27 protein-coding genes and 1 riboswitch are annotated in these 26,024 nt (G+C 43.2%); of the genes, 6 read left to right on the top strand and 21 right to left on the bottom strand.

Annotated elements, in window-relative coordinates; genetic code table 11:
- Positions 1-7: 7 nt before the first annotated feature.
- Both G5B11_RS02805 and G5B11_RS02800 read right to left on the bottom strand, forming a co-directional pair.
- Entirely contained in the window at positions 8-1,558 is a 1,551-nt protein-coding gene (locus G5B11_RS02805) for a DUF3794 and LysM peptidoglycan-binding domain-containing protein (RefSeq protein ID WP_158421743.1), read from the bottom strand.
- Between the two features lie 39 nt (positions 1,559-1,597).
- Positions 1,598-2,008, bottom strand: a complete 411-nt coding sequence (locus G5B11_RS02800; RefSeq protein WP_244092893.1) for a protease complex subunit PrcB family protein — start codon at positions 2,006-2,008, stop codon at positions 1,598-1,600.
- 124 nt (positions 2,009-2,132) lie between these two features.
- Between G5B11_RS02800 and G5B11_RS02795 the strand changes: the two genes are divergently transcribed.
- Entirely contained in the window at positions 2,133-2,873 is a 741-nt protein-coding gene (locus G5B11_RS02795) for a lysophospholipid acyltransferase family protein (RefSeq protein WP_158421742.1), read from the top strand.
- Positions 2,874-2,991: 118 nt separating this feature from the next.
- On the opposite strand, the gene G5B11_RS02790 is transcribed toward G5B11_RS02795, so the two are convergent.
- The 3 genes from G5B11_RS02790 to G5B11_RS02780 form a co-directional block, all read right to left on the bottom strand.
- Positions 2,992-5,412: a glycoside hydrolase family 3 protein gene (locus tag G5B11_RS02790; protein ID WP_173726807.1), complete on the bottom strand. Its 2,421-nt coding sequence runs from the start codon at positions 5,410-5,412 to the stop codon at positions 2,992-2,994.
- Positions 5,413-5,695: 283 nt separating this feature from the next.
- Positions 5,696-6,112, bottom strand: a complete 417-nt coding sequence (locus tag G5B11_RS02785; protein WP_158421740.1) for a hypothetical protein — start codon at positions 6,110-6,112, stop codon at positions 5,696-5,698.
- A gap of 566 nt (positions 6,113-6,678) precedes the next feature.
- Positions 6,679-7,074: a hypothetical protein gene (locus G5B11_RS02780; RefSeq protein WP_173726806.1), complete on the bottom strand. Its 396-nt coding sequence runs from the start codon at positions 7,072-7,074 to the stop codon at positions 6,679-6,681.
- Between the two features lie 125 nt (positions 7,075-7,199).
- Here G5B11_RS02780 and G5B11_RS02775 point away from each other — a divergent pair, with 125 nt between their 5' ends.
- Complete coding sequence (locus G5B11_RS02775) at positions 7,200-8,264, top strand: undecaprenyldiphospho-muramoylpentapeptide beta-N-acetylglucosaminyltransferase (protein WP_158421738.1); 1,065 nt, start codon at positions 7,200-7,202, stop codon at positions 8,262-8,264.
- Here G5B11_RS02775 and G5B11_RS02770 read toward each other — a convergent pair whose 3' ends face one another.
- Both G5B11_RS02770 and G5B11_RS02765 read right to left on the bottom strand, forming a co-directional pair.
- Positions 8,265-8,792, bottom strand: coding sequence for an RNA polymerase sigma factor (locus G5B11_RS02770; RefSeq protein WP_158421737.1), 528 nt, complete (start codon positions 8,790-8,792; stop codon positions 8,265-8,267). It abuts the gene before it with no gap.
- A gap of 43 nt (positions 8,793-8,835) precedes the next feature.
- The gene (locus G5B11_RS02765) at positions 8,836-9,240 is read right to left on the bottom strand and encodes an HIT family protein (protein WP_158421736.1); all 405 of its coding nucleotides are present in this window, start codon (positions 9,238-9,240) and stop codon (positions 8,836-8,838) included.
- 231 nt (positions 9,241-9,471) lie between these two features.
- Here G5B11_RS02765 and G5B11_RS02760 point away from each other — a divergent pair, with 231 nt between their 5' ends.
- Positions 9,472-10,158 (top strand): sensor histidine kinase, encoded by a 687-nt coding sequence (locus tag G5B11_RS02760; RefSeq protein ID WP_158421735.1) that lies wholly within the window; start codon positions 9,472-9,474, stop codon positions 10,156-10,158.
- On the opposite strand, the gene G5B11_RS02755 is transcribed toward G5B11_RS02760, so the two are convergent.
- The 13 genes from G5B11_RS02755 to G5B11_RS02695 all read right to left on the bottom strand — a co-directional run bounded on the left by G5B11_RS02755 (position 10,110) and on the right by G5B11_RS02695 (position 21,908).
- A complete protein-coding gene (locus tag G5B11_RS02755; RefSeq protein WP_173726805.1) occupies positions 10,110-10,730 on the bottom strand; it encodes a rhomboid family intramembrane serine protease in 621 nt (206 codons plus the stop codon). The two genes, G5B11_RS02760 and G5B11_RS02755, sit on opposite strands and share 49 nt — an antisense overlap.
- A 126-nt stretch (positions 10,731-10,856) precedes the next feature.
- Positions 10,857-12,347: an AAA family ATPase gene (locus G5B11_RS02750; RefSeq protein WP_173726804.1), complete on the bottom strand. Its 1,491-nt coding sequence runs from the start codon at positions 12,345-12,347 to the stop codon at positions 10,857-10,859.
- Positions 12,348-12,455: 108 nt separating this feature from the next.
- Complete coding sequence (locus tag G5B11_RS02745; RefSeq protein ID WP_173726803.1) at positions 12,456-13,844, bottom strand: DUF6382 domain-containing protein; 1,389 nt, start codon at positions 13,842-13,844, stop codon at positions 12,456-12,458.
- Complete coding sequence (locus tag G5B11_RS02740) at positions 13,841-14,275, bottom strand: TadE family protein (RefSeq protein ID WP_262582791.1); 435 nt, start codon at positions 14,273-14,275, stop codon at positions 13,841-13,843. The genes G5B11_RS02745 and G5B11_RS02740 overlap by 4 nt, the downstream gene beginning before the upstream one ends.
- Entirely contained in the window at positions 14,272-14,685 is a 414-nt protein-coding gene (locus tag G5B11_RS02735; RefSeq protein ID WP_158421732.1) for a prepilin peptidase, read from the bottom strand. The genes G5B11_RS02740 and G5B11_RS02735 overlap by 4 nt, the downstream gene beginning before the upstream one ends.
- A gap of 15 nt (positions 14,686-14,700) precedes the next feature.
- Positions 14,701-15,546: a TadE/TadG family type IV pilus assembly protein gene (locus tag G5B11_RS02730; protein WP_244092892.1), complete on the bottom strand. Its 846-nt coding sequence runs from the start codon at positions 15,544-15,546 to the stop codon at positions 14,701-14,703.
- 15 nt (positions 15,547-15,561) lie between these two features.
- Positions 15,562-17,067 (bottom strand): DUF5702 domain-containing protein, encoded by a 1,506-nt coding sequence (locus G5B11_RS02725; protein ID WP_173726802.1) that lies wholly within the window; start codon positions 17,065-17,067, stop codon positions 15,562-15,564.
- Positions 17,068-17,112: 45 nt separating this feature from the next.
- Positions 17,113-17,292 (bottom strand): Flp1 family type IVb pilin, encoded by a 180-nt coding sequence (locus G5B11_RS02720; RefSeq protein ID WP_158421730.1) that lies wholly within the window; start codon positions 17,290-17,292, stop codon positions 17,113-17,115.
- A 15-nt stretch (positions 17,293-17,307) separates the two neighbouring features.
- The gene (locus G5B11_RS02715) at positions 17,308-18,339 is read right to left on the bottom strand and encodes a type II secretion system F family protein (RefSeq protein WP_158421729.1); all 1,032 of its coding nucleotides are present in this window, start codon (positions 18,337-18,339) and stop codon (positions 17,308-17,310) included.
- A gap of 15 nt (positions 18,340-18,354) precedes the next feature.
- Complete coding sequence (locus G5B11_RS02710; protein ID WP_244092891.1) at positions 18,355-19,203, bottom strand: type II secretion system F family protein; 849 nt, start codon at positions 19,201-19,203, stop codon at positions 18,355-18,357.
- Entirely contained in the window at positions 19,200-20,390 is a 1,191-nt protein-coding gene (locus tag G5B11_RS02705) for a CpaF family protein (RefSeq protein ID WP_173726801.1), read from the bottom strand. Before G5B11_RS02705 ends, G5B11_RS02710 begins: the two co-directional genes overlap by 4 nt.
- Entirely contained in the window at positions 20,380-21,399 is a 1,020-nt protein-coding gene (locus tag G5B11_RS02700) for a hypothetical protein (protein WP_173726800.1), read from the bottom strand. Before G5B11_RS02700 ends, G5B11_RS02705 begins: the two co-directional genes overlap by 11 nt.
- Positions 21,396-21,908 (bottom strand): prepilin peptidase, encoded by a 513-nt coding sequence (locus G5B11_RS02695; protein ID WP_173726799.1) that lies wholly within the window; start codon positions 21,906-21,908, stop codon positions 21,396-21,398. The genes G5B11_RS02700 and G5B11_RS02695 overlap by 4 nt, the downstream gene beginning before the upstream one ends.
- 493 nt (positions 21,909-22,401) lie before the next feature.
- On the opposite strand from G5B11_RS02695, the gene G5B11_RS02690 reads away from it, so the two are divergent.
- Both G5B11_RS02690 and G5B11_RS02685 read left to right on the top strand, forming a co-directional pair.
- Positions 22,402-23,034 (top strand): SGNH/GDSL hydrolase family protein, encoded by a 633-nt coding sequence (locus tag G5B11_RS02690; RefSeq protein ID WP_173726798.1) that lies wholly within the window; start codon positions 22,402-22,404, stop codon positions 23,032-23,034.
- Between the two features lie 27 nt (positions 23,035-23,061).
- Positions 23,062-23,823, top strand: a complete 762-nt coding sequence (locus tag G5B11_RS02685; RefSeq protein ID WP_158422765.1) for a GNAT family N-acetyltransferase — start codon at positions 23,062-23,064, stop codon at positions 23,821-23,823.
- Between the two features lie 147 nt (positions 23,824-23,970).
- On the opposite strand, the gene G5B11_RS02680 is transcribed toward G5B11_RS02685, so the two are convergent.
- Positions 23,971-24,531: a folate family ECF transporter S component gene (locus tag G5B11_RS02680; protein ID WP_158422764.1), complete on the bottom strand. Its 561-nt coding sequence runs from the start codon at positions 24,529-24,531 to the stop codon at positions 23,971-23,973.
- A gap of 86 nt (positions 24,532-24,617) precedes the next feature.
- A riboswitch (THF riboswitch) is annotated at positions 24,618-24,722 on the bottom strand.
- Positions 24,723-24,858: 136 nt separating this feature from the next.
- Here G5B11_RS02680 and G5B11_RS02675 point away from each other — a divergent pair.
- Complete coding sequence (locus tag G5B11_RS02675) at positions 24,859-26,022, top strand: hypothetical protein (protein WP_173726797.1); 1,164 nt, start codon at positions 24,859-24,861, stop codon at positions 26,020-26,022.
- Positions 26,023-26,024: the final 2 nt, after the last annotated feature.

The raw sequence follows: 26,024 nt of genomic DNA, 5'->3' as shown, positions 1-26,024 counted from the left end.
TGGGGAATTATACTTTTTTTACCAACAATAATGGCTGCCCCGGTGTTACCAGATCATCTGCCAGTTCATTCATCCTGATGATTTCCTCTTTTGTGGTATAAAATTTTTTAGCAATATCCCACATACTTTCCCCTGGTTTTACCATATACACGGTGATTCCCGCCATACTTTGTATTTTTGCCATGTCGAGAGGCTTTTCCTGGATCCTGTCAATGATCAGCTCTTCCACTGGCTGCTGCACCAGAACATTCAGGCCAAGAACTGCACGGATCTCCAGTTCGTTGCTGTCTGCCATCATAGTAGAGAGCTGCTCCAGCTCTGCCTGCAGATAATAGGAACATCCCTCACGGATTCCCTGAGCTTCGATCACATGGGTAAATGGGATCATTCCTTCCATAGAATACAGCGGCATTTCATCATTTCCTACCACATACAGCACTTTCAAAAGCAGGATCCCTTCTGCCTGGATACCATTTTCCACAATCTTTGTTTTGTCGATTTTTATCGTGCCCTGACTGCTGCACAGCTGCAGGATCTTGCCTTGGGTCTCCTTTACCTGGATCCGGTCTGTTACCCTGCACTTAGAAAAGTTTCGTACCAGAAGCCCTTCCAGTGTTTCTGTTTTCCCTTGAGAAATACACTCCTTAAGAGGGGAATATACATCCTGTACCAATTGGTGATCCTCTTCCCTGTAAAGCTTCAGATCCAGTTCCAGTACCACATCTGCAACCAGGATCCGCTCTTCCCCGTCTGCATCTGGCTTTACCTCCAGTGACTGATGCATCACCCAGGTTTCAATATTCGGAATCATTTCCTCCTGGCATCCGCTGCATTCTACCTCCCTTTCAAAAGGAAGGGCATATTCTACCCACTGCAGGGTATTTCCTTCATCATCTCCGGTATACAGGGCAAACACCGCCAGTTCCCCTCTGGCCCGAAGGAGATGGTTTTCCGGCCGCAGATCCAGACCTCTTACCGAAATGGTATGCCACAACAGATTTCCTATATTGGGCTTATTGGAAGAAATGGTCATTTCATCCTTTATCCGCAAAGTATCTTTCTTATGTACCATCAGACTCATCAGATGAATCTTTTTCTTTTTTACAGAAACATTCTCTTCGCAAACGTCTACAGGAATCAGAATCCCTTTCATTTCATCCACAACTGCCCGTAAGGTAACAATGGCTTTTATATTCAGCTTCCTGGAATGGATCACATGTATACTCAGATCTTCAATCTCCCACTTCAGGCAGATTTTATCCCCACTGACGATTCCCTCCAGGTTCAAAGTCTCCTCAAAGGACAGTTTAGCTGTCAGACTGTGCACTTTTCCGGCTTCTTCCCCCACATACAGCATATCTGCCAGCAGATTTCCTTTTATAAATGCCTTCCCCTCACCCAGGCGCACCTCATCCATGGAAACCTCACCTTTACTTTGGATCATCCGGCCAATATCCGGTTTTACATCCGGCACATTATAATCCACATCAAAAGTCACCTGACTGGTGGCCTTGCTTTTGATCCGCAGCATCTGAACACTTTCTTTTCTTAATTCCACTTTCCCCTCTCCTTCCTGCTTCCCTTTACAAAAATCTTTTTACAAAAACTCCACTGGATCCTTTCGGTTTTGCATCTTAACCACAATGTAAGGGCAGGATGGAACTCCTGACGCCTTTTCCAGATCCTCCGGTCCCAGCAGCCTGGTTTTAAAAAACACTCCGTTGGAGGAACAGCTCAATTCTTTCACCTGAATGCTGTACCCGCCGCTAAGCTGCTGTCCGTAGCCTTTTACCAGATACATCTCCCCGCCTCTTTGATAAGTCATTTGCATTTTTCCGGTTTTACGCTCCCGGATAATCGCTGCCAACTCTTCGGGTATCTGATCCTGGCCGACGATTTCATATTCCAGAGGCTGCCTTTCTTCCTCCCGGATCTTGACAAATCTGCAGCCTGAAAGCAAAACCAGCATTAACAGCAGCAGACTGATCAGCAGTTTTCTCCTTCCCATGGCAAACCTCCACTGGTCTTTCACTATTCATTTTATGCGGTACTCTGCCGTTTATGAACACAGTATTGACTTTCCATTTTTCCCTTGCTAGAATGAAATTCAGGAAAACTAAGGAGCCAAAATTATGATTCGATTTATACTTTGTGTAACCTATGTAGTGGTATTTCTTATCCTTTCCATTCCCCTTCTTATCGCTGAATGGATCATCGGGAAATTTTCACCATCTGCCAAGGATATCAGTTCCCTTAGAATCATCCAGGCTGTATTTAAGGGTGTTCTATGGATCTCCGGAGTTAAGGTCACAGTGATCGGCGAGGAGAATGTTCCCAAGGACGCACCGGTCCTTTACATCGGCAATCATCGCAGCTTTTTCGACATTCCGCTTACATATCCCAGATGTCCTATCCGCACAGGCTATGTAGCCAAAAAGGAGCTTGAGAAGGTACCTCTTCTTTCCAGCTGGATGAAGTATCTGCACTGTCTTTTCCTTGACCGTACAGATATTAAACAGGGACTGAAAACCATTCTTACTGCTATTGAGAAGGTAAAATCCGGGATTTCCATCTGTATTTTCCCTGAGGGTACACGTAATAAGAATGAAAAGGAGACAGATCTTCTGCCATTCCATGAGGGAAGCTTCAAGATTGCCACCCGTGCCAAATGCCCTATTATCCCAATGGCGATTTCCGGTTCAGTGAATTTGTGGGAAGCTCATTTTCCAAAGATCAAGCCTTGCCATGTAGTTATTGAATACGGCAAACCTATTTATGTGGATCAGCTGGATAAAGAGACCCAGAAGCATATCGGAGCATACACACAGAACATCCTTCTGGAAATGCTGAAAAAAAATGAATATCTGATATAACTGTTTGGCAAGCAGTTCCCGACAGTGACCATCTGATTTCACCGGTACACATCCGGTAATATATGAAAAGGAGCACATTCCATACCCTTTACAGTATGAGATGTGCTCCTTTTTATGATCAATCCAGTTTCAGGATCAGTTCCAGGATCCTCTTTGCACAATGCTCCAGATCCTTCCTGTCCAATTCTCCCAGATCCATGGCTCGCTTCACTCTTTCCGGGAAGCCGTTTGCCATTTTCAAGTCGTTTCCTGCTTTAATCTCTTTGTAATGTTCTCCCCTGGTCCACCAATCCGTGGTAACCATTCCTTTGAAGGCCCACTCTCCACGCAAAATGTCTTCCAGCAATTCCTTACATTCCGAAGCCCTGTGTCCATTGATAATATTATAAGAAGACATTATTGCCCATGGATCAGCCTCTTCAACAATAATCTGGAAAGCTTTCAGGTAGATTTCACGAAGTGCACGCTCAGATACCCGGGAATCGCTGTGCTTTCTGTTAGTTTCTTTATTATTAGCCGCAAAATGCTTTACAGTAGCTGCAATATGCCTGGACTGGATCCCACGTACCATGGCTGCTCCCATTTTACCCGCTACCAGCGGATCCTCTGAATAATACTCAAAATTCCTGCCGCAAAGAGGATTTCTGTGGATATTTACTGCTGGAGTAAGCCATACGCCGATATTATTTTCCTTTACCTCTTTGGCTCCGGCCTCACCTATCATTTCTACCAGATCCGTATTCCAGGTACATGCAAGAAGTGTAGCGCAGGGCCATGCTGTAGTGCAGATCCCGCACTCCGGTGCGATCCTGAGACCGGCCGGACCATCTGCAGTCATAATATTAGGTACTCCGTATCCGGGAAGATTACCGAATCCAAAGGTATTCGCCACTCCTGTATTAGGCTGTCCACCCAGAAGCTCCAGCAGGTCTTCTTCTGTGAGCTGGTTTATAAACTCATCCATCGTCAGTGTTCCTTCTGCCACCTGTATAAACTGCTTTGGTTCTTCTTTTCTCACTCCCCAAAGCTTTCTCCGTTCCCATGCACGGATAACCGGTGTAAGCCCTTCCTCGCTTCCAGGATGCATTTTTTCAAAAACACATGCATTCGGATCATTGGCTTCCATTAATGGCAAAGCCTCATAAGTACCGTCAGACAGCATCCTTTTCTTCAGATTGGACGGCACCAGCTTTGCCATAAGCTGCTTTGTAACTTTATCTTCTTTTTGCTCCCAGCTATATGTTGTTTTTTCTGTGTCTCTTACAGAAGTTCCCACATAAAATTCATAGGTTCCTTTTTCCAGGACCCAGGCAGATTTACGGATCTTACCCAGATCATCATAAGAAGCCATCTCATCTGCTTTGAAGGAAAGCTTCAGAATCTGGCTTTCCCCTGCCTGTAAAAGCCTTGTCTTCTCAAACGTGATCAGCTGACGGAATGGCTTTTTAAGCAGTCCCTGGGGTGCCTGAAAGTACACCTGCACCACTTCTTTTCCTGCCCGCTTCCCTGTATTTGTGACCCTTACATAAATTAAGATCCTGCCTTCTCTTTCTTCTGTTTGTTCTGTCTGTACTTCAAAGTCCGTATAGGAAAGCCCATATCCAAAGGGATATATTACTTTTGCAGCAGCACCGGGAATGGTCTCAAAGTACCGATATCCTACATAGATATCCTCCGTATAGTCCACATAGTAGAAAGACTCATGAAAGGTTTCCATAGAGGGATAGTCTTCAGCTCTCCTTGCAAAGGTGTCTGTCAGCTTTCCGGATGGATTTACCTTTCCACAAAGGATCTCTGCCATGGCAAGACCGCCTTCCATGCCTCCCTGCCAGCCAAGAAGTGCACTGCTGATCTGATCATTTTCTTTGATCCATGTAGTGTCCACGATCCCGCCAACATTTAAAACTACTGCAATCTTGTCAAATGTTGTTTCCACCTGACGGATCATCTTCTTCTCATTTTCTGTAAGATAAAAATCCCCATCTGGGAATACCTGCTGGGAGATCTTGGGCATGGTCAGTTCGCCCTGCGGCAGTTCATCATCTTCATCCCTGCATTCTATACCAGAACGGTCCCATCCTTCTCCAGAAAAACGGCTGATCACGATCACGGCAGTATCTGCAAAAGCCTTTGCTCCTTTTAACAGCCCTTCCGGAAGCAGCGGCTCTACAGTCATCCCAGGAGCAGTTCCCTGTTCATACTGGTGGTGCACATTTTCCCTGTAATAATCTGCCAAAGGTTCATATATGTCTACTATACCGGTCTGCATTTTCAGACCTTCATATAAATTACGAATATAGGAAACAGTTACGTCTCCGCTGCCGCCTCCACCTTTCACATAATCAAAGATACCTTTTCCGAAAAGTGCCAGTCTGGTTCCTTTTGCCAGGGGAAGCAGATTTTTTTCATTTTTCAAAAGCACCATTCCTTCTGTTGCAGCTTCTTTTGATAACCGGATGTGTTCTTCGCATGCTGTTACCCGATGGTTTTCTTCCAATGGAAGATTTGGCTGATACAGTGCCCGTGCCCATTTTTTCACTTGTATTCCTCCTTCGTATTCATTGGTGTTCATCAATTGACATTTATTTCTCATCACCTGTAATGATGAGTGCTATATTTTGCAATCATTATACCAGTGAACAATTCATACCTCAATGATTTTATGATTACAGTAATTGTGGGAGTGCAAAGCACGGAACAATCCGTGTAATCATCAAAAAAGGTATCATAAGATGGGGCAGATACATAATGATTTTCATCTTGATATCTGTCTGCTTTCTTATGATACCCTATAGGTTCTTCAGACCCAAATCCTGTTTGTTTTATAAGCTATCTATAATCTCACTGACCTGAAGTGCGCAGTCTCCCAACGGAATCCATGCTTTTGACAATCGGATCAGACATGCTTCATCTGGTGTTTCCTCCGGATGTGCCAGGAAATCCTGGGCAAGCTTAAATATCTCCCGCTCGTCCGCTGTTGCAGGGCGACTGTCTCTGGCTCCCTGCAGGCAATTTGCCTCCATTGCCTCTTCATCGATCAGTTTCTGAAAAATCCCGGCCATTTCATCTGTAGAAGGTCTTTGCCATGCAGCAAGGAAAATGCATTTTGCAATCTCCTTTGTGAGAAAAGGCTCACATTGTACCATCTCAAATAATTCCATAAACCGTTGTCTGTGTAATGCCGAAAAAAAGCAGTGATGTTTAGATATTTCATCTACACAGGAATCTCTCCAATCCATTTTCTATTCCTCCTTTGCAGCTCTGATCTGCCCAACTTCTCCGACAGAAATCTTCACTTCTGCATTCTCCCCGTCACCCTCAAGGCTCTTTGAATACACAGCATAATACCATAGAAAATGAATTTTTGCATTTACAAATTTCTATATAAAAGCCAAATCTTTTTGGTTGTTTTTCCTAAATTTCAGCTATCATTTTTGTTCAAATAGCTCAATTTTTGTTCTTTAATTTCTTCATTTGCTTCTATCAGCTCCTGCCAGACAATTTGGGCAGGCATTTCAAACCGTTGAACGGTAATGCAAAATCACAGTGCTATTTTTTTGTTCTATTTTTCGGACAACGGTTTTTCAATGTCTGACTATTTAGTTTTCATCACCGTATTGTACACTGTGCAGTTGGGTTATTGTTGTTGCACGGAAATAATACGTATTGGATGAATTTGTTTTGTCAAGCAGGTTATTTCTAATCCGGTACCATACCATTATTTTCCTGTGAAATTTACATTACATCTTTAATACGAAAGATTTTCTCAAAAATCACTTAAAATCTGCAATTTTTTTATTATTTTTTAGATTTTTTCTGTCCCTGCCTCTTCTTCGTTCAGGTCCGGATATTCATTCTCTGGGACATTGTCTACGATCACATTAGTCTCATCACTAAATAAGTATGTAATGGTTTTTACAACATAATTCCTGTTTGTTTCGCTTATCATACTTACAGCTAACACGCCAAGAAAACATACAATGGCAAATCCTGTGGTCTTTACTCTCCGATGCTGCTGCACCACTTTGTTATACCTGTTCTTTCCTGCATGGGTTTTTTCCTTTGATTCATCCTCATCTTCCCTGTATACCCCTTCTGCTTTCAGGCGCTCTACCAGTTGCCCATAAAAAACATGGATTTCCTCATCTGTATATAATCTCTGATCTGATAAATCATCCTCATCCACTAATCGTCTACTCATTTTTTTCTCCCGGACATTCATCTGTCCTTGACAATTCTTCCACAGGGGTTCATATTTATCTTAATACATCTGCCAGCCGATTATTTATTCCGGCTAGACTTTTTAAGAATTTTCAGGAGGCCCCTATGAAACATATTGTACTCACCGGTGGCGGAACCGCCGGCCACGTAACTCCAAATATCGCTCTTATTCCCAAGCTCCAGGAAAAAGGATTCCAGATATCTTATATCGGTTCTTATAATGGTATCGAGAAAAGCCTGATCCAGGAACTTGGAATTCCTTATTATGGTATTTCCTCAGGAAAATTAAGACGGTACTTTGACATCAAAAATTTCTCTGATCCTTTCCGGGTACTGAAAGGATATAGTCAGGCAAAAAAACTGATGAAACAGTTAAAGCCTGATGTAGTATTCTCAAAAGGTGGTTTCGTCACAGTTCCTGTAGTTCTGGCTGCAAAAAAGCGTAAAATACCTGCCATCATACATGAATCCGATATGACCCCGGGGCTGGCAAATAAATTGTGTCTTTCTTCAGCAACCAAAATCTGCTGCAATTTTCCGGAAACTGTTTCCACACTTCCAGCAGATAAAGCAGTCCTTACAGGAACTCCTATCCGTCAGGAACTCCTTCACGGTGATAAAGAAGCTGCCCGTAACTTCTGCGGTTTTTCCTCTGACAAACCGGTTCTTCTGGTCATTGGCGGCAGTCTTGGTGCTGCCTCAGTAAATGAGAATGTACGCAAGATCCTTCCTGAGCTTTTGAAAGAATTTCAGGTGATCCATCTTTGCGGCAAAGGCAAAACCGACAGTTCTCTTGAACACACCGCAGGATATGTACAATATGAATATATAAAAGAAGAACTTCCCGATCTGTTTGCTTTAGCCGATATCGTAATCTCCAGAGCCGGTGCAAATGCCATCTGCGAACTTAACGCACTGGCCAAGCCAAACCTTCTGATCCCTCTGTCTGCCAATGCAAGCCGTGGTGACCAGATTCTGAATGCCCGTTCATTTGAGCGTCAGGGCTATAGTATGGTTCTTGAAGAAGAGGAAATCACAGAATCTGTGTTAATGGATTCCATCCGTAAATTATATGAGAACCGCAATTCCTACATTGAAGCTATGCAAAGCAGCAAGCAGTTAGATTCTATCAACCAGATCGTTTCCATCATCGAAAGCTGTATTGCCTGATCAGCCGAAACTATCATAAATCCTGGTATATTCTTCCATCAACCATTGTTTTGTCCTGTAAATACGGTTGTTTACATTATTTTTTGACATCTTGTATACCAAGGCAACCCTTTCAGGAGGAATATCCAGGATTTTTATTGCAACATAAATCTCATAATTCTTTTTATTTTTCTTTCTGAGGTTTTCAAGTGCCTTGAACATGTACTTCTTTTTCTCCACATCAAGGAATTGATCCTCCACAGATTCCAGGTATTTCTCCTGTCCAATCTGGTCCATCTGAAAGATTTCCCGTTTTGTGTAATTTTTCCTCAGATAATCTCTTGCTTTATTTACAGCAGCTTTGGCGACCAATCCTTGCAGCCTAAGTTCACTGCTGCAATCCAGAGCATCTTTGATCTTGTATAAATTAAAAAATGTTTCCTGGCTGATATCTTCCGCAACAACATGACTCTTTACAATCTTATTTGCTATCCTTGTTGAGAATTCATAGTATTTTTCGTAAAATTCCTGGAATTCCGCATTATTCATATACTTGTCCTGTTCTGATCAGCCATCCCATAGATGTGCTCTATCAACCTCTGATTTTTGCCAGTATTTCTTCTTTTACTTCATCAGTCAAAGTTCCAGGCGTCCATGTTACTCCCGCATGATCATCTTTATATCTTGGAATCAAATGCATGTGGAAATGAAAAACAGTCTGACCTGCAGCTTCTCCATTATTCTGTACAATATTAAATCCGTCACAGTCAAGAGCGTCTGTCAGTTTACCTGCCATTTTTTTTGCCAGGAGCATTGCTTTTGCAGCAAGTTCATCCGGTATCTCATAAATATTAGCCACATGACTCTTGGGAATGATCAGAGAATGTCCTTTACTTGCAGGTCCCAGGTCCAGGATCACACGAAAATCCTCATCCTCATACAATGTTGCAGCCGGTATCTCGCCATTTGCGATCTTACAAAAAATACACGTTTCCATCTTTCATTCCTCCTGTTATTTTCTTTATGTATAATGAAATGCATTCCAGACTATATAGCCTCTCTATGCATACATTAGCTATGCCGTGACCCCAACTCTGTAGATAATGAGAAACAAATCAGTATCTTTGTCAGGAATCATTCGTAAATGTCGGATTATCTCGATATTTTTACTACGATATTGCTTGCTGTCAGAGTATTACCATGATACACTTCCAATTGAGGTGATAATATGACAAATACCACTACCGAACAGTTAAAAAACCATTTTCGGCTTACACTGTCAAAATTTTCTCACGAAATACGAAATCCCATTTCTCTGATCAACAGCGAACTGCTTCTGATGGTATCCACTCATCCGGAACTTGCAGATTATCAGGAATGGGAAGAGATTATGGAAAATATGGAATATATAAGAGAGCTTCTGAATGATCTGTCCTGCTACAGCAATGCCGGGCATATCAAACTGGAACTTACAGACCTGAGTTCTTATCTGTCTTCCATTATTTCCTCGGTAAAACCTACTTTCGATTATCTTGGCATTAACTTTGCAGCGGATTGCCCTGACAACCTTCCCATACTTCCAGTTGACCGAATCAAGCTCAGACAGGCGATTCTGAATCTTTTGCGTAATGCACAGGAAGCAGTTCCTTCCTCTGGAGGCAAGATTACCTTCCGTGTCCATGCCAGTGCACAAGCTGTCTGTATTTCTGTCATGGACAACGGATGTGGTATCCCTCCTGAAGTACAAAAAGATATTTTTTCACCCTTCATCACCTTCAAGTCCACAGGCAGCGGGCTTGGACTTGCTGTTACAAAAGAAATTGTAGAAGCTCACGGAGGCAGGATCGATCTCGAAAGTTCTCCTGATCAGGGCTCGGTCTTCCGTATCATCCTTACTGTCCCTTTCCCTGGATGATATAACAGCAAAGCTGCCAAGAAGCCACAAATCAAACCGCCCACATGAGCAGCATTGTCCACCCCTGTACTTGTAAAGCCGAAATATAGAGAAAAGGCCGCCATGATCATCATCTTTTTAATGGAAAGATCAGCCACCCTTCCCTTATTACGCAGAATTACATAAATCATGGCTCCCATCACTCCGAATACAGCTCCTGAAGCCCCTGCAGAAACTGCATAATTACTGCTTTGCATTTCCAATCCCAAAGAAATCACATTCCCTCCAAAGCCAGACAGGAGATAAATAAGCAGATACCTTACTCCTCCAACTGCAGGCTCCAGGCGCTGTCCAAGGACAAACAAAACCAGCATATTATTAGCCAGATGTGAAATTCCAAAATGAAGGAACATAGAGGTAAACACCCTATACCATTCCCCTGCACCTGTTATTAATGGACCATAACCGGCTCCACAGGCGATCATATGAACTGTGTTCTCTGTACCGCCTGTAAAATCTGTGATCAAAAATACGATCAGATTCACCAATATCAGGCACGCTGTTACAGGCATTTTTTTCAATTCATCTTTCATCTAATTTCCCTACTTAAGCATTATAGCATATCTTCAAACCTGCGGATACAAAAAGTTCTCTAAATTCGCACATAAAATGCAAAAAAATTATCAGTCAGTAAAATTGTATCGCTACAATATTATCTCTCAAGAAAGAAGCTCTCTTACCATATCCCTGTCAAAGATTACTGACTTTACATGGTCTACTTCGATCTGATACAGTGCATTCGCCGCAATATGCTCTGCAGCCTGCTCAAGATCACGGATACCGGTTGTATCTGCATACTTCTCAACAACTGCCTCTAATCCGGCCTCACTGATCACACATTCCTGTTCTTTCAATCCCATACGCTTCAATACTTTTGGAAGCGCAAACCGTGAAAAGATCACTTTCTTTTCTTCCGGAGTATAATCAGGAAGCTCGATCACTGCAAAGCGGGACATCAGCGGTGCACTGATCTGATCTTTATCATTTGCAGTTGCAATAGGATATACGCCCACCGTAGGAACCATACACTCCATATAATTATCCGTAAAGCCCAGATTGTCCAGCAAAGTTAAAAGCACATCTGCAGGATTGCCATTTCCTTTCCCGGCAGAAGCCTTATCCAGTTCATTGATAATAAATACAAGATTTGATTCTCCTGCCGCCGAAAAGGCCTCCATAATAATCCCCGGCTTCGCATTTGCATAAATACGTGAACTTCCTGTCAGCTGCTCCGGATCATTAATGGAACTCATATCCAGAGTTGTCCAGGGAAGCTTCAAAATACGTGCTACTGCATATGCGATCTGGGATTTGCCGGTTCCTGCAGGCCCTACCAGTAAAAGTCCATATGCGGGAAGTGTATGAGTCCGGTTGATCTGTATGATCGTCTCAATAATTCTCTGCTTTACCCTTTCCATACCATACAATTCTTCATCCAGGATCTTTCTTGCCTCATCAGGATCAATGGGAGCAAAATAATTACTCTTCCACTGAATATTCATCATAATAGACAATGCGCGTTGTGCATGCCTGCGTTCTTCCTGTGATACTTCATGGGAACGTGCCACTGCCAAATTTCTCCTTGCCCACAACCGTATATTATCAGGCAGTGTTTTCCCTGCACAGTTCATAAAATCTGTAATACTCTGAATACTGGTGAGCTTCATCTCATCGCCATCTTCAACTGCATCCTCATCTTCCTGTTCCTGTGCAGGTGCGTTGCTGGCCAGGAGTCTTCCGATCATAAATTGAAGAAAACCATCCTCTGCCGACAGCTTTGTTCCGCCTCCAAACGCGATCTCACGAATCCTGTAAACTGCATATCCATCTTCCTGATTCTCTCCGGAAAGCCTTACATTAATATGATTTTCTCCCAGCCATTTTAAAAGGCTTACAAATCTTGCATCTATTTTCAGAATATCTGTGCAGAAAACACCCTCATCTTCTTTAAATTCAAAAGAAGTCCTTTTCCCCGGATTTGTAAAATATCCACAGGAATGATGCTTCCATTGCCTCTCTTTATTATCTAAAACCAGCATGGGCATTTCAGGTGTAGCCTCTGTCTCATCTGAATAAAAAACCGTATACGTACACTCACTTTGAACCATTTCTGTCTGTTCAGACGTATTATTAAAATCAAAAACCGGCATGGTGATCCTCCTTTGATATGAATTATATGTAACCATTCCGCATCCACTGTACTAGATAGTTGCAATTATAGCTATGTTTCTCTGCCGCGTCAAATAGCTCTTTGCTTTTTATCCGATTTTAATAAAAATATATCTTGCCTGTGCAAAATCCACCTCGTCCTGATCCTGCAAAAGATAATCCTCCTCTGGTTTCAGCATCTGCCCATTTACAGCCGTCCCATTTCTGGAATTCAGGTCTGTCAGATAATACTCCCCTTCTCTTTTTCTGATCTTGGCATGCATTCTGCTGACAGTAGGAAGATTGATCACTGCATCTGCAGCATTTTCCAGTTTCCCGATTACTGTCAGATCCTCATTCAGGTAGATGGTTGCCAGTTCCCCTGGCTCTTTACTCACCAAAGTAGACGGGCCATATACATTTCCGGAAGACAAAACCACAGTTTCTCCAAGTAATTCATTATCTTCTTTAGCTCCCACACTGCCAACCTGTGAAAAACTGTCTTCTGATTTCTGCATAGGTATTGATCTTTGGTTATATACAATTTCAGCATTTCTGGTTTCTTTTCGCTCCAAAAGTACGGCGGCTAATGTTCCGATCCCCATAAAGCTCACCATCACGCTAAGAAGCAGCCAAAACGGAATCTGCGGCAGATATCCCCAGATTCTGGCAGCCAGGATAAGAAGGCCTACGCCAGCCCCTGTCATGCAGCCCCCTATTTCTTTCCATGGTATTTCCCGTTTTTCTGTGTCTTTTTTTCTGTTTTCCACACTTTTCCTATTTTGATTCCTTTTATTTGTCCTGCTTTGTGCTAACGGAGTTTCCGCCTGCATTCCTGCAGATCCATCTTCCATCCACAGATCTTTCCCCTCCGGAATCTTTGCACTTTTCGGATCTTCTTTCCATACCCCACTGTCCTTTACTTCCTGCTTTATAACGACGTCTTCATCACTGCGTTTACGGAACAATTCTTCTTTGATATGCTCCAGGTGAAAACTATCCTCCAGTGCCCTGCGATAAATACCATATCCAAGCATTACTGCCTGTGAATCCTCATGATCCAATCTGGGAAGAATATACTCCGTAAGACACTGAAACTGAATCCTTATATCTTTTTCATACCCAGGCAAATAGCAGAAGAATAATTCTCTTTTTTCCAGATCCACATACATGTATTCCGGCTGCAGCACCAGTCTTCCCGGATTCAGAAGATATTCTGACATTTCCTCCATTACCTGGATAAAACCTCCAAAAACCAGCCGCAGGTCTTCATGATTCAGTTTCTTATCCTCAAACAAAGACGCCAGCGGCTGCCTGGATGTAATATCATAATAAACCATCAATTGTCCGTCCACTCCCTGCATCCGGCACTTCAGCACAGATGGAATCACATTCCCAACCAGCATTCTCACCTGATAGGAGGCAGTGTCCACCGGCTCCTCCTGATAAAGAATCAGATAATTATGATTCATATCTCTTTTATATTCTGCTTTCATCATCCATCCGTGGCTCCTTTCACCATCTCCGATACGGCTTTTGCTTTCCGTATCCATGACACAGGCTTTATAACAGCAGTCTTGCCTTCTGCCCGAATATGCCAGTCAAATCCTCCAAAACCTTTATCCGTATCCAGATCATAGACTACCTGGATATTCTTTTGTCCACTAACCTGTCCGTTCAGATTTTCCGCTGTAAAAAAACCTGTATTTCCCAGCTCTTCACATTTTTTCCTGGCCACTTCCACAGGCTTTCCATTTTTCTTTATTCCTTCCATGCTTCCGTCTATGGCTGCTTCATAAGCCGCCGCAGTAAGCCATGCCCGGTTATGGACAAAGAAAAAAAGATACACACAGCTCATGATCACCAGTAAAACCAGAAACATCAAACACGCTGCTTCAATTGTCATACTTCCCTTTTTGATCTTCTTCACAGTAAAAGCCCTCCCACATATCCCAACAGGACAAAAGGTACAAATGGCAGTTCCGTTGTTTTCTTTTTTCTCAGGATTCCCAATAAAATCACTGCCCACAGACCACAGCCAATCAATGCCAGACATATAGTTCTCAGGTATTCTTCCGTTTCCAGCACTGTACCCAGGGCAATCAACAGAAGGCCATCTCCTGCTCCGATCTGATTTCCTGACACTGCACTGATTCCCAGGAAACCTCCTCCCACAAGAGGCGGAATAAAATACTGTGCTGTCACGTTTCGATTATAGAAGGCTGTCATAATTCCAAGAAAAGCAAAGATGCCGGTTATTATCAGGGAAATCTCTTTTTTACGTATATCCTTCCAGCTGTTCCATCCAAGGAACAGTATTACCCCTGCTGTTTTAAGCATTTTACATCTATCCTTTCAGCCACATCTGCTGCAGGCATGAATACCTTTAATTTCAGATTCCTTCACAAGTCGTACCGCTCTCTTCAATCCACTACAGGTCTCCAGATTATGGTACCGATTGCCTTTTCCCGTTATGTAAACCCGTCCGGCTGCTTTCTTGCCTTTACTGCAGCTTTCACATGGATAGTATTTTTCCCCATAAGCATTTCGCCTGGATGACACCGAGCTTCCTGCTACCTGAGTAATGGACAGGTCCAAATAGCTGCAGCTCATTTTTTTATGATAAACCTGACCGTTTTCTGTCATATAAACCATTTTTCCGGATTCACTTTCAGATCCATCTCCAATTCCTGTCCGATGTTCCATACCTGTCCAGGTGTGAACTTTTACAGTTGTACAGGTCCACACTGCCGGCAGGGGAAGGATACCCCCAATTGGTTGAAAGGAATATATGTCCGGCAATATCAGTTCACTGGTACCGTTTTCACCCATGGCATAAGTATACATTCCTATTTCTTTTGCCTTCTGGCACAAGGAGACCAGATGCTGGGTCTGTACCTTGTAAATGTCCATAAAAGAGATCATGACAGTTACTGCTGCCAGAAACAGTGGCAGTACCAACGCACATTCCACAGTCAAACTTGCTTTTTTCAGCCTTCTGAAAGGACGGCACAGGGACACTTTTTCAGGACGACAGACTTTGCTTTTCGGGGGAAACAAATCTGCCCGGTATTTCCAAAAGCTTTTCCTTTCTGCTTTGTTATTTCTCGACTCTATCTCTTCAATTTTTTCCATGCCGCAGCTTTCGCCCGGCTTCTTCCACAATTCTGTGCAATGCACCGCAGGTTCCTGAAAAAGCATCCCTGTGCCTCCTTTCTAATAACTATATTCCCTTGCAACGGAAAACACCTTTTTGGTATTGGCCTTCACATCCGCAGATGCTTCCAGTGCGGTTACGCATCCATCCAAGCGGAAAGATTCCCAGCCGGCACTTGTCCTCATTACCAGCTCCACCATATCCATTCCCCGCATTTTTTTATTTTCCCGGTTCATAGACAATAGTAAAATCTGCAGATAATCCTCATAATTCATTCCTCCCGGGCTTTCCTTTCTTTCCGTTTCCGCCACGTCAAGAAGATGTGGCAGATTTTCCAGTGATAGCTGCCAGTTTTCGCCACTTTTTATAAGAGGTACCTTCCCACCTGCCAAAAGCTCCCGCACATCCAGCACGCTTTCCCCAAATGCCCAACAAAGGATCAGTGCCGCCTCAATCACAGGTGCAGCAGGCGGTATCAGAAAGCCGGAGGCAATAGAAGCAGCAAGGGCTGATGCCTGTCCCTGTCTGACCGGATCTGCTGCCAGACATGCTGCATTTACTCCTTCTCTGATCAAAAGAAGCTTTCTGGCTACAGCTTTCAAATTTTCCCTGTCGCTGTCCCTTCCATAAAGCACATACTCTATCTGATAGCTTAAGCCGCCTTTTCCAGGATCACTGTAATTTCCCAGTTTTTCCATCAAATACTGTTGATACAAGATCTGTGATGTTGTAGAAGTATCCTCTTTCAAATTTTCTCTCATAGGCATTCCGCTTTGGATTTCCCGTCCAGATACCAGTTTTCTTTTTGACACTTCCTTATCCGATACCTGCTGTCCCGGCGGCAAAAGCAGATCCAAGATCCCCATCCAGCGGATTCTTCGTATGGAAGGGATAGGATTATCAGCCTGGACCACCTGCGTTCCTGTGTTATCCTCCTTCTGACTTCCATCCCCCAGTTCTTCCGAAAATTCCGAATTTGCTTCCTGTTTTTTCTGTTCTTCCTCGCTTTCTCTGGCAGCACTGCTCATTTCATGGTCATATGATTCCAGTGTGCCTCCATTTTCCGCTTTATTTCCTTCCTCTTCAGCTTTCCGGGTTTTCTCATTTCTTTCCTGCATTTTGTCAAGAAGGAGCTGTATACCATGGCTGCCCAAAGTTTCTTTCATATATTCTGTAATCTGCTGAAAAAAAACTTCCCCTTTCTGATCTGTCAGAAGCCGGTATCCGGTAAGTCCGCACTGCTGCAGCTTCAGTTTCTGACTATTCTGTTTCAGTACAGGTTTCATATATTTTTCCAGTTCGTCACAGAGAAAGGCAAGATCCAAAGCTTCTGTCCCATTTGAAACATCCAGTGCAAACAGATCATATTCCTTTAAAAGTGCCTGATCATACTGTGCAAACAGAGAATATAAACCAATATCCATGCCTGCCAGGATCTGCGTTCTGGCTGCTGCCATACGTACAGATTCAATCCCCGTACAGATCAGTGAAACCACAAGGCTCAGGATCAGTGCCATAAAAACAGTAATACTCCCCTGGGATTTTTTCCTGTTTCTCCCAGCCATAGACAGCCCCTCCTTTCCGGTCATAGCCGTGACCTTCTTTTTTTGTCAGATCGAGTTGCTTTGTTTTGTGATTTTGGAAAGAATTTTCTTAACAAGACTTGTAAGCTGTTCCTTAAAGATAATAACCAGACTGATGAGAACCACCAGAATCAGAATAATCTCCACAACGCCTACTGCATCTTCTTCCATTGCAAATTCCTTTATCAGCTGTCGTAACCCTTTCATCCTTTCACCTCCTTTCTAGTTCCCATAAAAGGCCAGGCAGGCCGGTATCATGATCACTGCCATTACTACCAGAAGCATCAGGATCATAGGCACCAGAAGCTTAGTCGCTGCAGCCTCCCCCAGTACCCGCGCCTTCCTTTTCCGTTCATCCCAAGCCTCCATGGATTCCTTTTCCAACATATCTGCAAGCTGCCTGCTCCCTTTTTGCAGATTCTGAATCAGCATTGTGGCAAAGGTCTTATACTTCACCTGCCCGCATCGTTCTCCGAATCTTCTGTATGCTTCCATCTCCGAGACTCCACTATCCATCTCATGACACAGGATCAGGATTTCTTCATACGCAGTTCTTTTTCGTTTTCCCTGTTTTCGCTGATAATCGAATGCCATTTTCTGAAAAATCTTGCGCACAGTCATTCCAGCCTGTACGAGCAAAGTAAATTTCATAATCAGTCCTGGATAATCCATTAGAAGTTCTTCCTGTCGTTTCACTAGAACAGCCTGTCCTTCCCTTCGTTTTATAAGAAACAGCACCGTCCCTGTAATAAGAAATAGAAAAGCAAGAAGATTACCCATATTACTTCCTGGTTTTTCCCATTCCAGATGTTTCCCCTTCCACTTTTCCGGCAGATAATAATAGTCTGGATCATTCTTTTCCAGATTGTAGTTTGCAATTGCTTCCTCCAGTTCCTTTTTCTGCTGCTGTTCAGAAGTTATATTCTGATCCTGGGTCTTCTCCTGTTCTTCCTCCAATTCTTTCTCTGGAATCTGTACATACATACTGCCTGCTTTTTTTCCATCCACGGATACCATGAACTTCTCCTCATAGGTCTGATCCTCCTCTTTTTTCAGTCCTGTTCCTTCCACATAGACCTGACTGTCTCCATTTTGCACAGTCAGAGCCATTCCAAGCAGGTTTCCAGCCAATGCTACTGCCAGAAACAAAGAAAGGCTTCTGTCTTTTTCTTCTTTTTTGGAAGAAAACCATCCTGCTTTGCTGCCAATAAAAACCACCAGCAGGATTCCAAAAATAACTATATGTATCCACATCTTTCCTCCTGCTTTTCAAACCTCTATATCAACAATGCGCCTTCCCATCCAATAAGCACCTGTATAAATCCCCAAACATACAGTCATTGCACAAATCCCGAATGGATTTCCATACAGTACATCCAAAAAGCCAGGAGATGTAAGCCTCAGATAAAGAATGATCCCAGCCGGCATCAGGCTCATGATCAGCTGTTCCGACTTCTTGGCCGCAAGGGTAGCTTCGATTTCTTTTTTTACATCAATCTTATCTCCCAACATCCTAGCCACCTTCTGAATCACCTGATTCATATCTCCGCCTGTTCTTTTTGCCACATAAAATACTTCAGCAAAATTTTCTATATCCTCCACATTACTTCTCTGCCCCAGATCAAGGAACAGTTCTTCCACTGGAACGCTTACATGCTGCTGATGATCAATATACTGAAATTCCCGTAGGATATCCGCATTCCCATCATACAGCTGCCGCAGATCCCGCACACAGGCCGACACCGCATTTTCCACAGAATAACCGGCCTGCACTGCCACGCTCATGGAATTAAGAGCATCCTTAAACTGAAAATTCAAAGTCTTTCTTCGCTCCTTTGCCAGCCTTTTTCGCTGCCAGCAAATGTAAACGACTGGGATAGGCAAAAATACAACTGCTGCCCATATACTTTTATAAAACAGATAATTAATTCCCAGAGCCAAAAAACTGCCTTGCATCAGATACAATGCCAGTTCCTTTGTACTGAACCGATAATTCTCATAATCCCTGCTTTTTTCCCACTCCCTGACAGAATTATCTTTTCCATAGCTTGGGCTATTTGTCCCCCGCACATGTTTCCGGGTATTTTCCATATCATTCTGCCTGTTTTTCTTTTTCATAAACATATCCCTGCCCTTTCCAGCTTCTCCCTGTGCAGAAGAGTTGCTGTAGACACAAGTCCCTTTTCCTCCTGCCACTGATACAGAGGCTGCATTTGAATCTCTCCGTCCCTGTATCCACAGATTTCCGAAATTTCCAAAACTTTTCTGGACTTATCCCGCAGTCTCCCCAGATGGATCACAATATCTACTCCTGCTGTGATCTGTCTGCGAATAGCGTCCAGCGGAAGTTCCACTCCCATCAGAACCATCATTTCCAATCTTGAAAGCATATCCCTGCTGCTGTTGGCATGAGCAGTACAAAAACTTCCCTCATGTCCTGTATTAAGCGCCTGCAGCATATCCACCGCTTCACCGCCTCTCACCTCTCCAACAATAATCCTGTCAGGACGCATCCTCAAAGCCGTCTTGATCAGATCCCGGATGGTCACTGCCCCGGCTCCGTTAATATTTGCCATCTTCGCCTCCAGACGTACCAGATTGTCAATTCCCTGAAGCCTTAATTCTGCACTGTCCTCTATGGTGATGATTCTTTCATCTGCCGGAATGTATTCCGACAATGCCCCCAGAAATGTGGTTTTTCCACTTCCTGTACCACCGCCAATAATGATAGAATATCTGGCTCTTACAAGTGCGTTTAAAAAATCCGCACATTCCTTGGTCAGACTACCCAATGCAATCAGCTTTTCCATTGTCACCGGTTTGTCAGGAAAACGTCGAATCGTCAGAATAGGTCCATCTAAAGCCACCGGCTGAATCACAGCATTTACTCTGGAGCCATTTTCCAACCGTGCATCCACAATAGGCATGGACTCATTTACCACACGGTTGCATTTTCCTACGATCTGCTGGATCACATCCTCCAACTTCTCCTTTGATGTGAAAGATTTATCCCATTTGGTCAAACGTCCGGCTCGTTCCACAAATACAGAATCCGGTCCATTGACCATAATCTCAGTAACTGTCTCATCCTCGATCAGTTCCTGAAGAACATCCAGCTTGCGCACAGAGTAAAATAGTTCCTGGCGCAATTCCACCTTTTCCTTCAAAGTAGTAAATGAATCTCGCAGGTTAGTCAGGATCAGTCCATCAATTGCTTCCAGGATTTCTTCATCTGACAATTCCCGACCCATGTCCAGCTTCTCCATGAGCATCTGCCGTAATCTGCCAAATTTGTCATCGCTCATTCTCATTCTTCTTTACTATTTTTCTTACATAATCCCCAAGTTCGCTCCATAAAAGCCCTTCTGCATAAGTTTCCATGGAACTGTTTCCCATATGAAAAGGCGGTTTTACCTTTATAATCTTTGACAGCACCTGTGAAAAATCCCAGACCTTCAGAAGATTTTCAAATTCTTCCAGCTTACATACAGATATGCTGTCTGCCAGCACCGGCATATAAATCTGGTTGCATAGATCCAGCATCTGGAACGTACCATCTACGCCCGATCCTATATCCAGGATCAGGATCTCATAGGAGCTGTCCCTGACGATTTCCCGTATCAGCTGCTCCCAGTCCTCCCAGGCTGTCCCACGGATATCTGCCGGTGTCTGTACCGGTGGAATATAATCCAGATTATTCACTGTCTGTATCATCCCATTCATCCGGTGGATCAGATTCTGACTGCCCTGCCGCACATAATATAAAAGATCACTAAGATTATGGTCATACTCCTTTCCCATTAACCTTCCAAAACCTGAATACTCCTCCAGGTTCAGGTAAAGAACCGCCTTTTCTCTGGCCAGCACCTGCCCAAGTGTAAGTGCAAAGGATGTTTTCAGGCAGCGACCCAGTGGAGAATATACCCCCAGAACCTGTGTACATTTCTTCAATACAGGATAAACAGTGGGCTCAACTGCCTTTTCTTCTCCATAACATGCCATCACTTCCCTGATCACATTGGCTGAAGACTGGTACTTGTACACACTTGGATATTGATCTAATTCTGGTGGATGTACACCTTCCGACAGAATTATGATCTTTCCAATATCCAATTCCCGGACTCTCTGGCACATTGCCTTCCCGGAAATCAACAGCAACTCAATATGTACTTTTTCCCCATAAGCAGTCAGACTATCCACTGTAGTAAATGCCTGGATCTCAAAAGGAATATTTCTCTTCTGATTCAGATATTCCATAAAATTCAGAGCATAATCCACCTCAAGGTCACACACTGCAAAAACATTCTTTTTCAATACACACCTCCTGCATACAGCAGTACACTTAAAAATACCGGTACTGTAAAATGAAAATTTTCCAAAGGTAACATCCCCTTTTGGTAATAGGGCTTCCTTTTTCCGGTTCTGGCCGTCTGGCAGATATAACTCCAAAGATACAGGAATCGCTGGCAGATATTGCCGTTAGATATAAGCAGTGCAGCTGAAATGGCAGCGCCAATGAACATGGCTCCAAGAATACATTTCACGATTTCCCCTGCCCCAATAATTCCTCCGATCACAGACAGCAGTTTAATATCTCCAGGTCCCAGCATACGGAATACAAAAAGCCACCCAAGCAGGACGACAGGAATCAGGGCGCCAGTAAAATACCAAAATACACCTATGATTCCATTTGCCAGGATCCGCATTGCCAGGCCTGCTGCCATGCAGAAAAGGATCCAACCATTATCGACCCTGGCGGTACGCAGATCCATCACTACAGCGGCAGCTGCCATCATTACCGGAATCCCGGTATAGAAAAACATGAATATCACCTCGTTTCTCATGAGTGATTCAGATTTCTTATCGGGTGTACATGATCATATAAAGTTCTTAAGTAAAATAGGAAAATTACCGTCTGAACTGACGGTTCTCGATACCGGAAGATATCCGGTGGATCAGCAGATCTAAGATTCGCCCCTGCTGATGAAAAGAGTATAGAACAGTATCCTGGATTTGTCCAGTATATTTTTATGTATTTATTCTAAAAAAACAATAAACTGCAGGAACCATTTCACATATTTTTCATTTCGTCATATACTTCAAATTCTTTCACATATTTTTAATTGGCATATTTTTAATTCCTTCATATACTTTAAATTTGCTCTTTCCACTATCTTTATTAACGGTTATAATAAAAGCAGTGCCTGCGACTTATAAGAGTTTCCGCTTATTGTACCACTAGTGCATCTTCCCGACTGTTCAACCCATTCACAGTTGCAGATGTTATTTTACATCATTGACAGAAAGTGACATATAATGACTACTTTACTTTGTCTTGGAGACAGTATCACAGATTGCGGACGGATTTTACAGACTCCGCCCCTGGGAAACGGTTATGTAAAACAATTATGGGATCAGTTATCCCCATTTTCCCCTGATCTTCAGATCATTAACAAAGGCATTGACGGATTTACCCTTTCCCGGCTGCTGCAGAATACGAATTCTTACCTAGCGCTGAAGCCAGAGATTATTACCATTCTGATTGGGATTAATGACATTGGTCTAATGATGAACACCTGCCGTACATCCGCCTTGCAGGAACAGATGATGAATCGTTTTTCCAGAGATTATGACCAGCTGTTAGAGCAGCTGTATTCACCCCACCGGCAGATCATTCTTATGGAGCCATTTGTTTTTCCATGGCCTGCCCATTACCGTCTGTGGATTCCCTATGTCCGTCAAATGTCTTCCATGATCCAGGAAATAGCGCACACACGACGGCTTACTTACATTCTCCTGCAGGATGAACTGAGCCAGGCGGCCCTGCGATACGGTATTGACCAGCTCACTACAGACGGCATACATCTGACCTGTACCGGTCATCACCTGATTGCATCAAAATTATGTGATACGCTGTATGACACAGCAGCGCAAATACACAGGGATTAAAAAAAAGATTGGAATGATGATATATTTATGAACACTAGCATAAAAAAAATCGAAGACATGTCTTTAAATGCATGGCCTTCCCACAAAATGGAACTTTATGACGGATGGATCCTCCGTTTTTCCTATTTTTATACACACCGAACCAACAGTGTGGAACAATTCGGCACTTCTACGTTATCCTGGAGGGAAAAAGTCTCTTTCTGTGAAAATGAGTACAGCCGTCTTGGCAGCCCGGCGATTTTTAAGATCAGTCCCCTGGTTTCCCCTGATTTTGATTATGTTCTTGAAAATCGCGGATATGAGATTCAGCATACCACAGACGTTATGGTAACAGACCTTTCTTCCACAGCAGACTTAAGTTATCCTTATAGCCAAGTAAATTTTACAGACGATATTCCAGATGTCTGGATTGAAAGTCTTTTTGACTTGAAAGGAACTGCAAATCCTATCCACCGTGCAGTTGTTCCTTCCATGTATCACTCTATTGTAAAGGATACGATCTGTGCCTCCATCTGGGACAACGGAAAGATCATCGCTACCGGACTTGGCATTCTGGACCGGGATTACATTGGCATCTACGCCATTCATGTGAAAGAAGAATTTCGCCATAGGGGGTATGCCAGACAGATCTGTACCGGTCTTCTTGCCGAAGGACAGCAACGTGGAGCCAAGAATGCTTATCTTCAGGTTGTAAAAGATAATGATCCTGCCAGAGCATTGTATACATCCCTTGGTTTTCAATATATATATACTTATTGGTTCCGTGTCCAGCCAGTCACATCCAAATAAACAAAGTCGTTTTAGCGCATACAAAAAGCCGATACTTGATCGATCCAACAGTTTATACTGTGGAAAGGATCCTGTATCGGCATCTTATTTTGGGGAATCGTTATAGTTCAGCAGCCGAATAATTTCGGCATTTGTGTAGCTGTATTATTAAACGGTTTTCTTTTTCATTACTGCTTGAGCCACATCGCCTGCAACCATAGCTGTCAGCGGGCTGAAATACAACAGGCAGGTAAGTACACAGTAAATCGGTATCATAATTGCAAACTGGATCAGTCTTCCCGGCATGATCGCATAGAAGTTATATCCTAACATGATTACCAATCCGGCAGTTGTAAGTACAAGAGAACTGAGAATCGCAGTCACAACAATGGACACACAGATTCCTACAGTCTTACCGGTTTTCTTTTTGTTTGCAATAAGAGGTCTTACCAGCGCTGGAAGCACGCCCCAGAGAATTGCAGCAACAGTAATAAATGGGTTCACAGCATATCCTTTCATAAAACATCCGATAATATCGGAAGCAAATCCACATACACCGCCTGCTACTGGTCCAAGCCATAATCCTGCCAGAATCGTACATACACTTCCTACTGAAATGCGATATGCTCCCAGGTCAATTACCAGAACTCTGGTAAGTACCAGATGCATGGCAACAAGAAGTGCCATAAATACCAATGTTTTTACGTTCCATGTTTGCTTTTTCTGCATAATAAAAACACCTCCATAATGTTTTTGATAATAGAGTAGTTACCATAAATAATAATCCCTCCACATTATGAGATGTTCTCATATGTAGCAACGGGTGCGGAAAATATATCGTAAGCAGCCTTTCGCATGCTTTTCGTTTCACGGCGACTCCCCAGCCAATGAACACTTAACGCATAAATTCCTACTTCGCTATTATTTATTTAATCGGATTATATCACAATATCTGGAAATTTCAATATGTTTTTGTTATAATATTAACGGATTTATTATTTTTTATAAGGATTTCATGTTCACAGCAATGGTCCACTGCTTCATTGGAGGGTTTCCATGAAAAAATTAATTTGTCTCTGTCTTTGCATATGTTGTACTGTTACTGCTGCAGGCTGCACTGCCGGAGATTTGGTTGAAAAATATATCTATCATCAGGATCCTGATACAGATTCTGAAAATGTTTCTGACAAACCTCGGATTTATATGGACGAAGTCACTGGAATGCTTCAGGATTTTACAGGCAGTCAGCTGACATTAAAAACAGAAGAACAGACTTATACCTTTGATGTATCTCAGGCCACTCTGGAATGCTCTGACGGTATGATTTCCGGCGATGAGATCAGCGTGATCTATGAGGGACAGCTTTCTGATACAGGCAGCGATACCAGTACAGTAAAAGCCTTAAAGGTAGTAGATGAATTCCACAAAACAGAAGAACTGAAAGATCGGACTGCGCACTGTGCCATCGTCAGCCTTACCCCTAATACCATTACCATAAAAGCCAAGAACGGAAAGACAGCTACGTATCCTATCACAGGTACCCAGCAATATTACCAGAATGGCATTGCTGCCGGTAACTGGGTATATGTACATTTCAAGGGAAAATTCGGAAAATCCGGGGATGATGCTTCCAATGTACTTGATGCCAGCCATGTAAAAGTAGTCAGTATCTCTGACATAGATCCTATCCAGCTTCCGGATCCCACCCCTACCCCAGAACCATCTGATGATCAGACAGAACCGGATCCATCCACTGTTTCCAAACAGTTCCGTGGTGTGATCCAGAGTATTTCCAATAATGTACTTCAGGTATTACCAAATACCTCCAGTACCAGCGTAGATCTGGATCTGTCCCAGCTGCCCTGTTATTTCCCAGGTGGAATCGCTCCTGGCTCAGGGGTTTCTGTTTATTACACAGGGGAAGATTTCTCTGGCGAATCCCTGGAAGGGATCTCAGTCAGTTCTGTATCCGGAGACAACCCGGATAACATGAGCCAGCATCAGATGAACTTTACAGTATCCGGCACAATCCTTGGTACAACTGCCAATACTGTTACCATCCAGACCGGAGACGGTGCGGTAGTCACCTGCCTGACTGAAAATGCTCAAAACACTTCCACATCCGGCCTCGCTTTAGGTGCTGGCATCAACATTACCTTTGACCCTGCTCTTTCCAGAGAATCCAACATTTATACTTCTATAAAAATCCAGGACGCCTGATA

Source organism: Blautia glucerasea, from assembly GCF_013304385.1.
Taxonomy (GTDB): Bacteria; Bacillota; Clostridia; order Lachnospirales; family Lachnospiraceae; genus Blautia_A; species Blautia_A ammoniilytica.
This window is presented reverse-complemented; position numbering and strand designations above follow the sequence as displayed.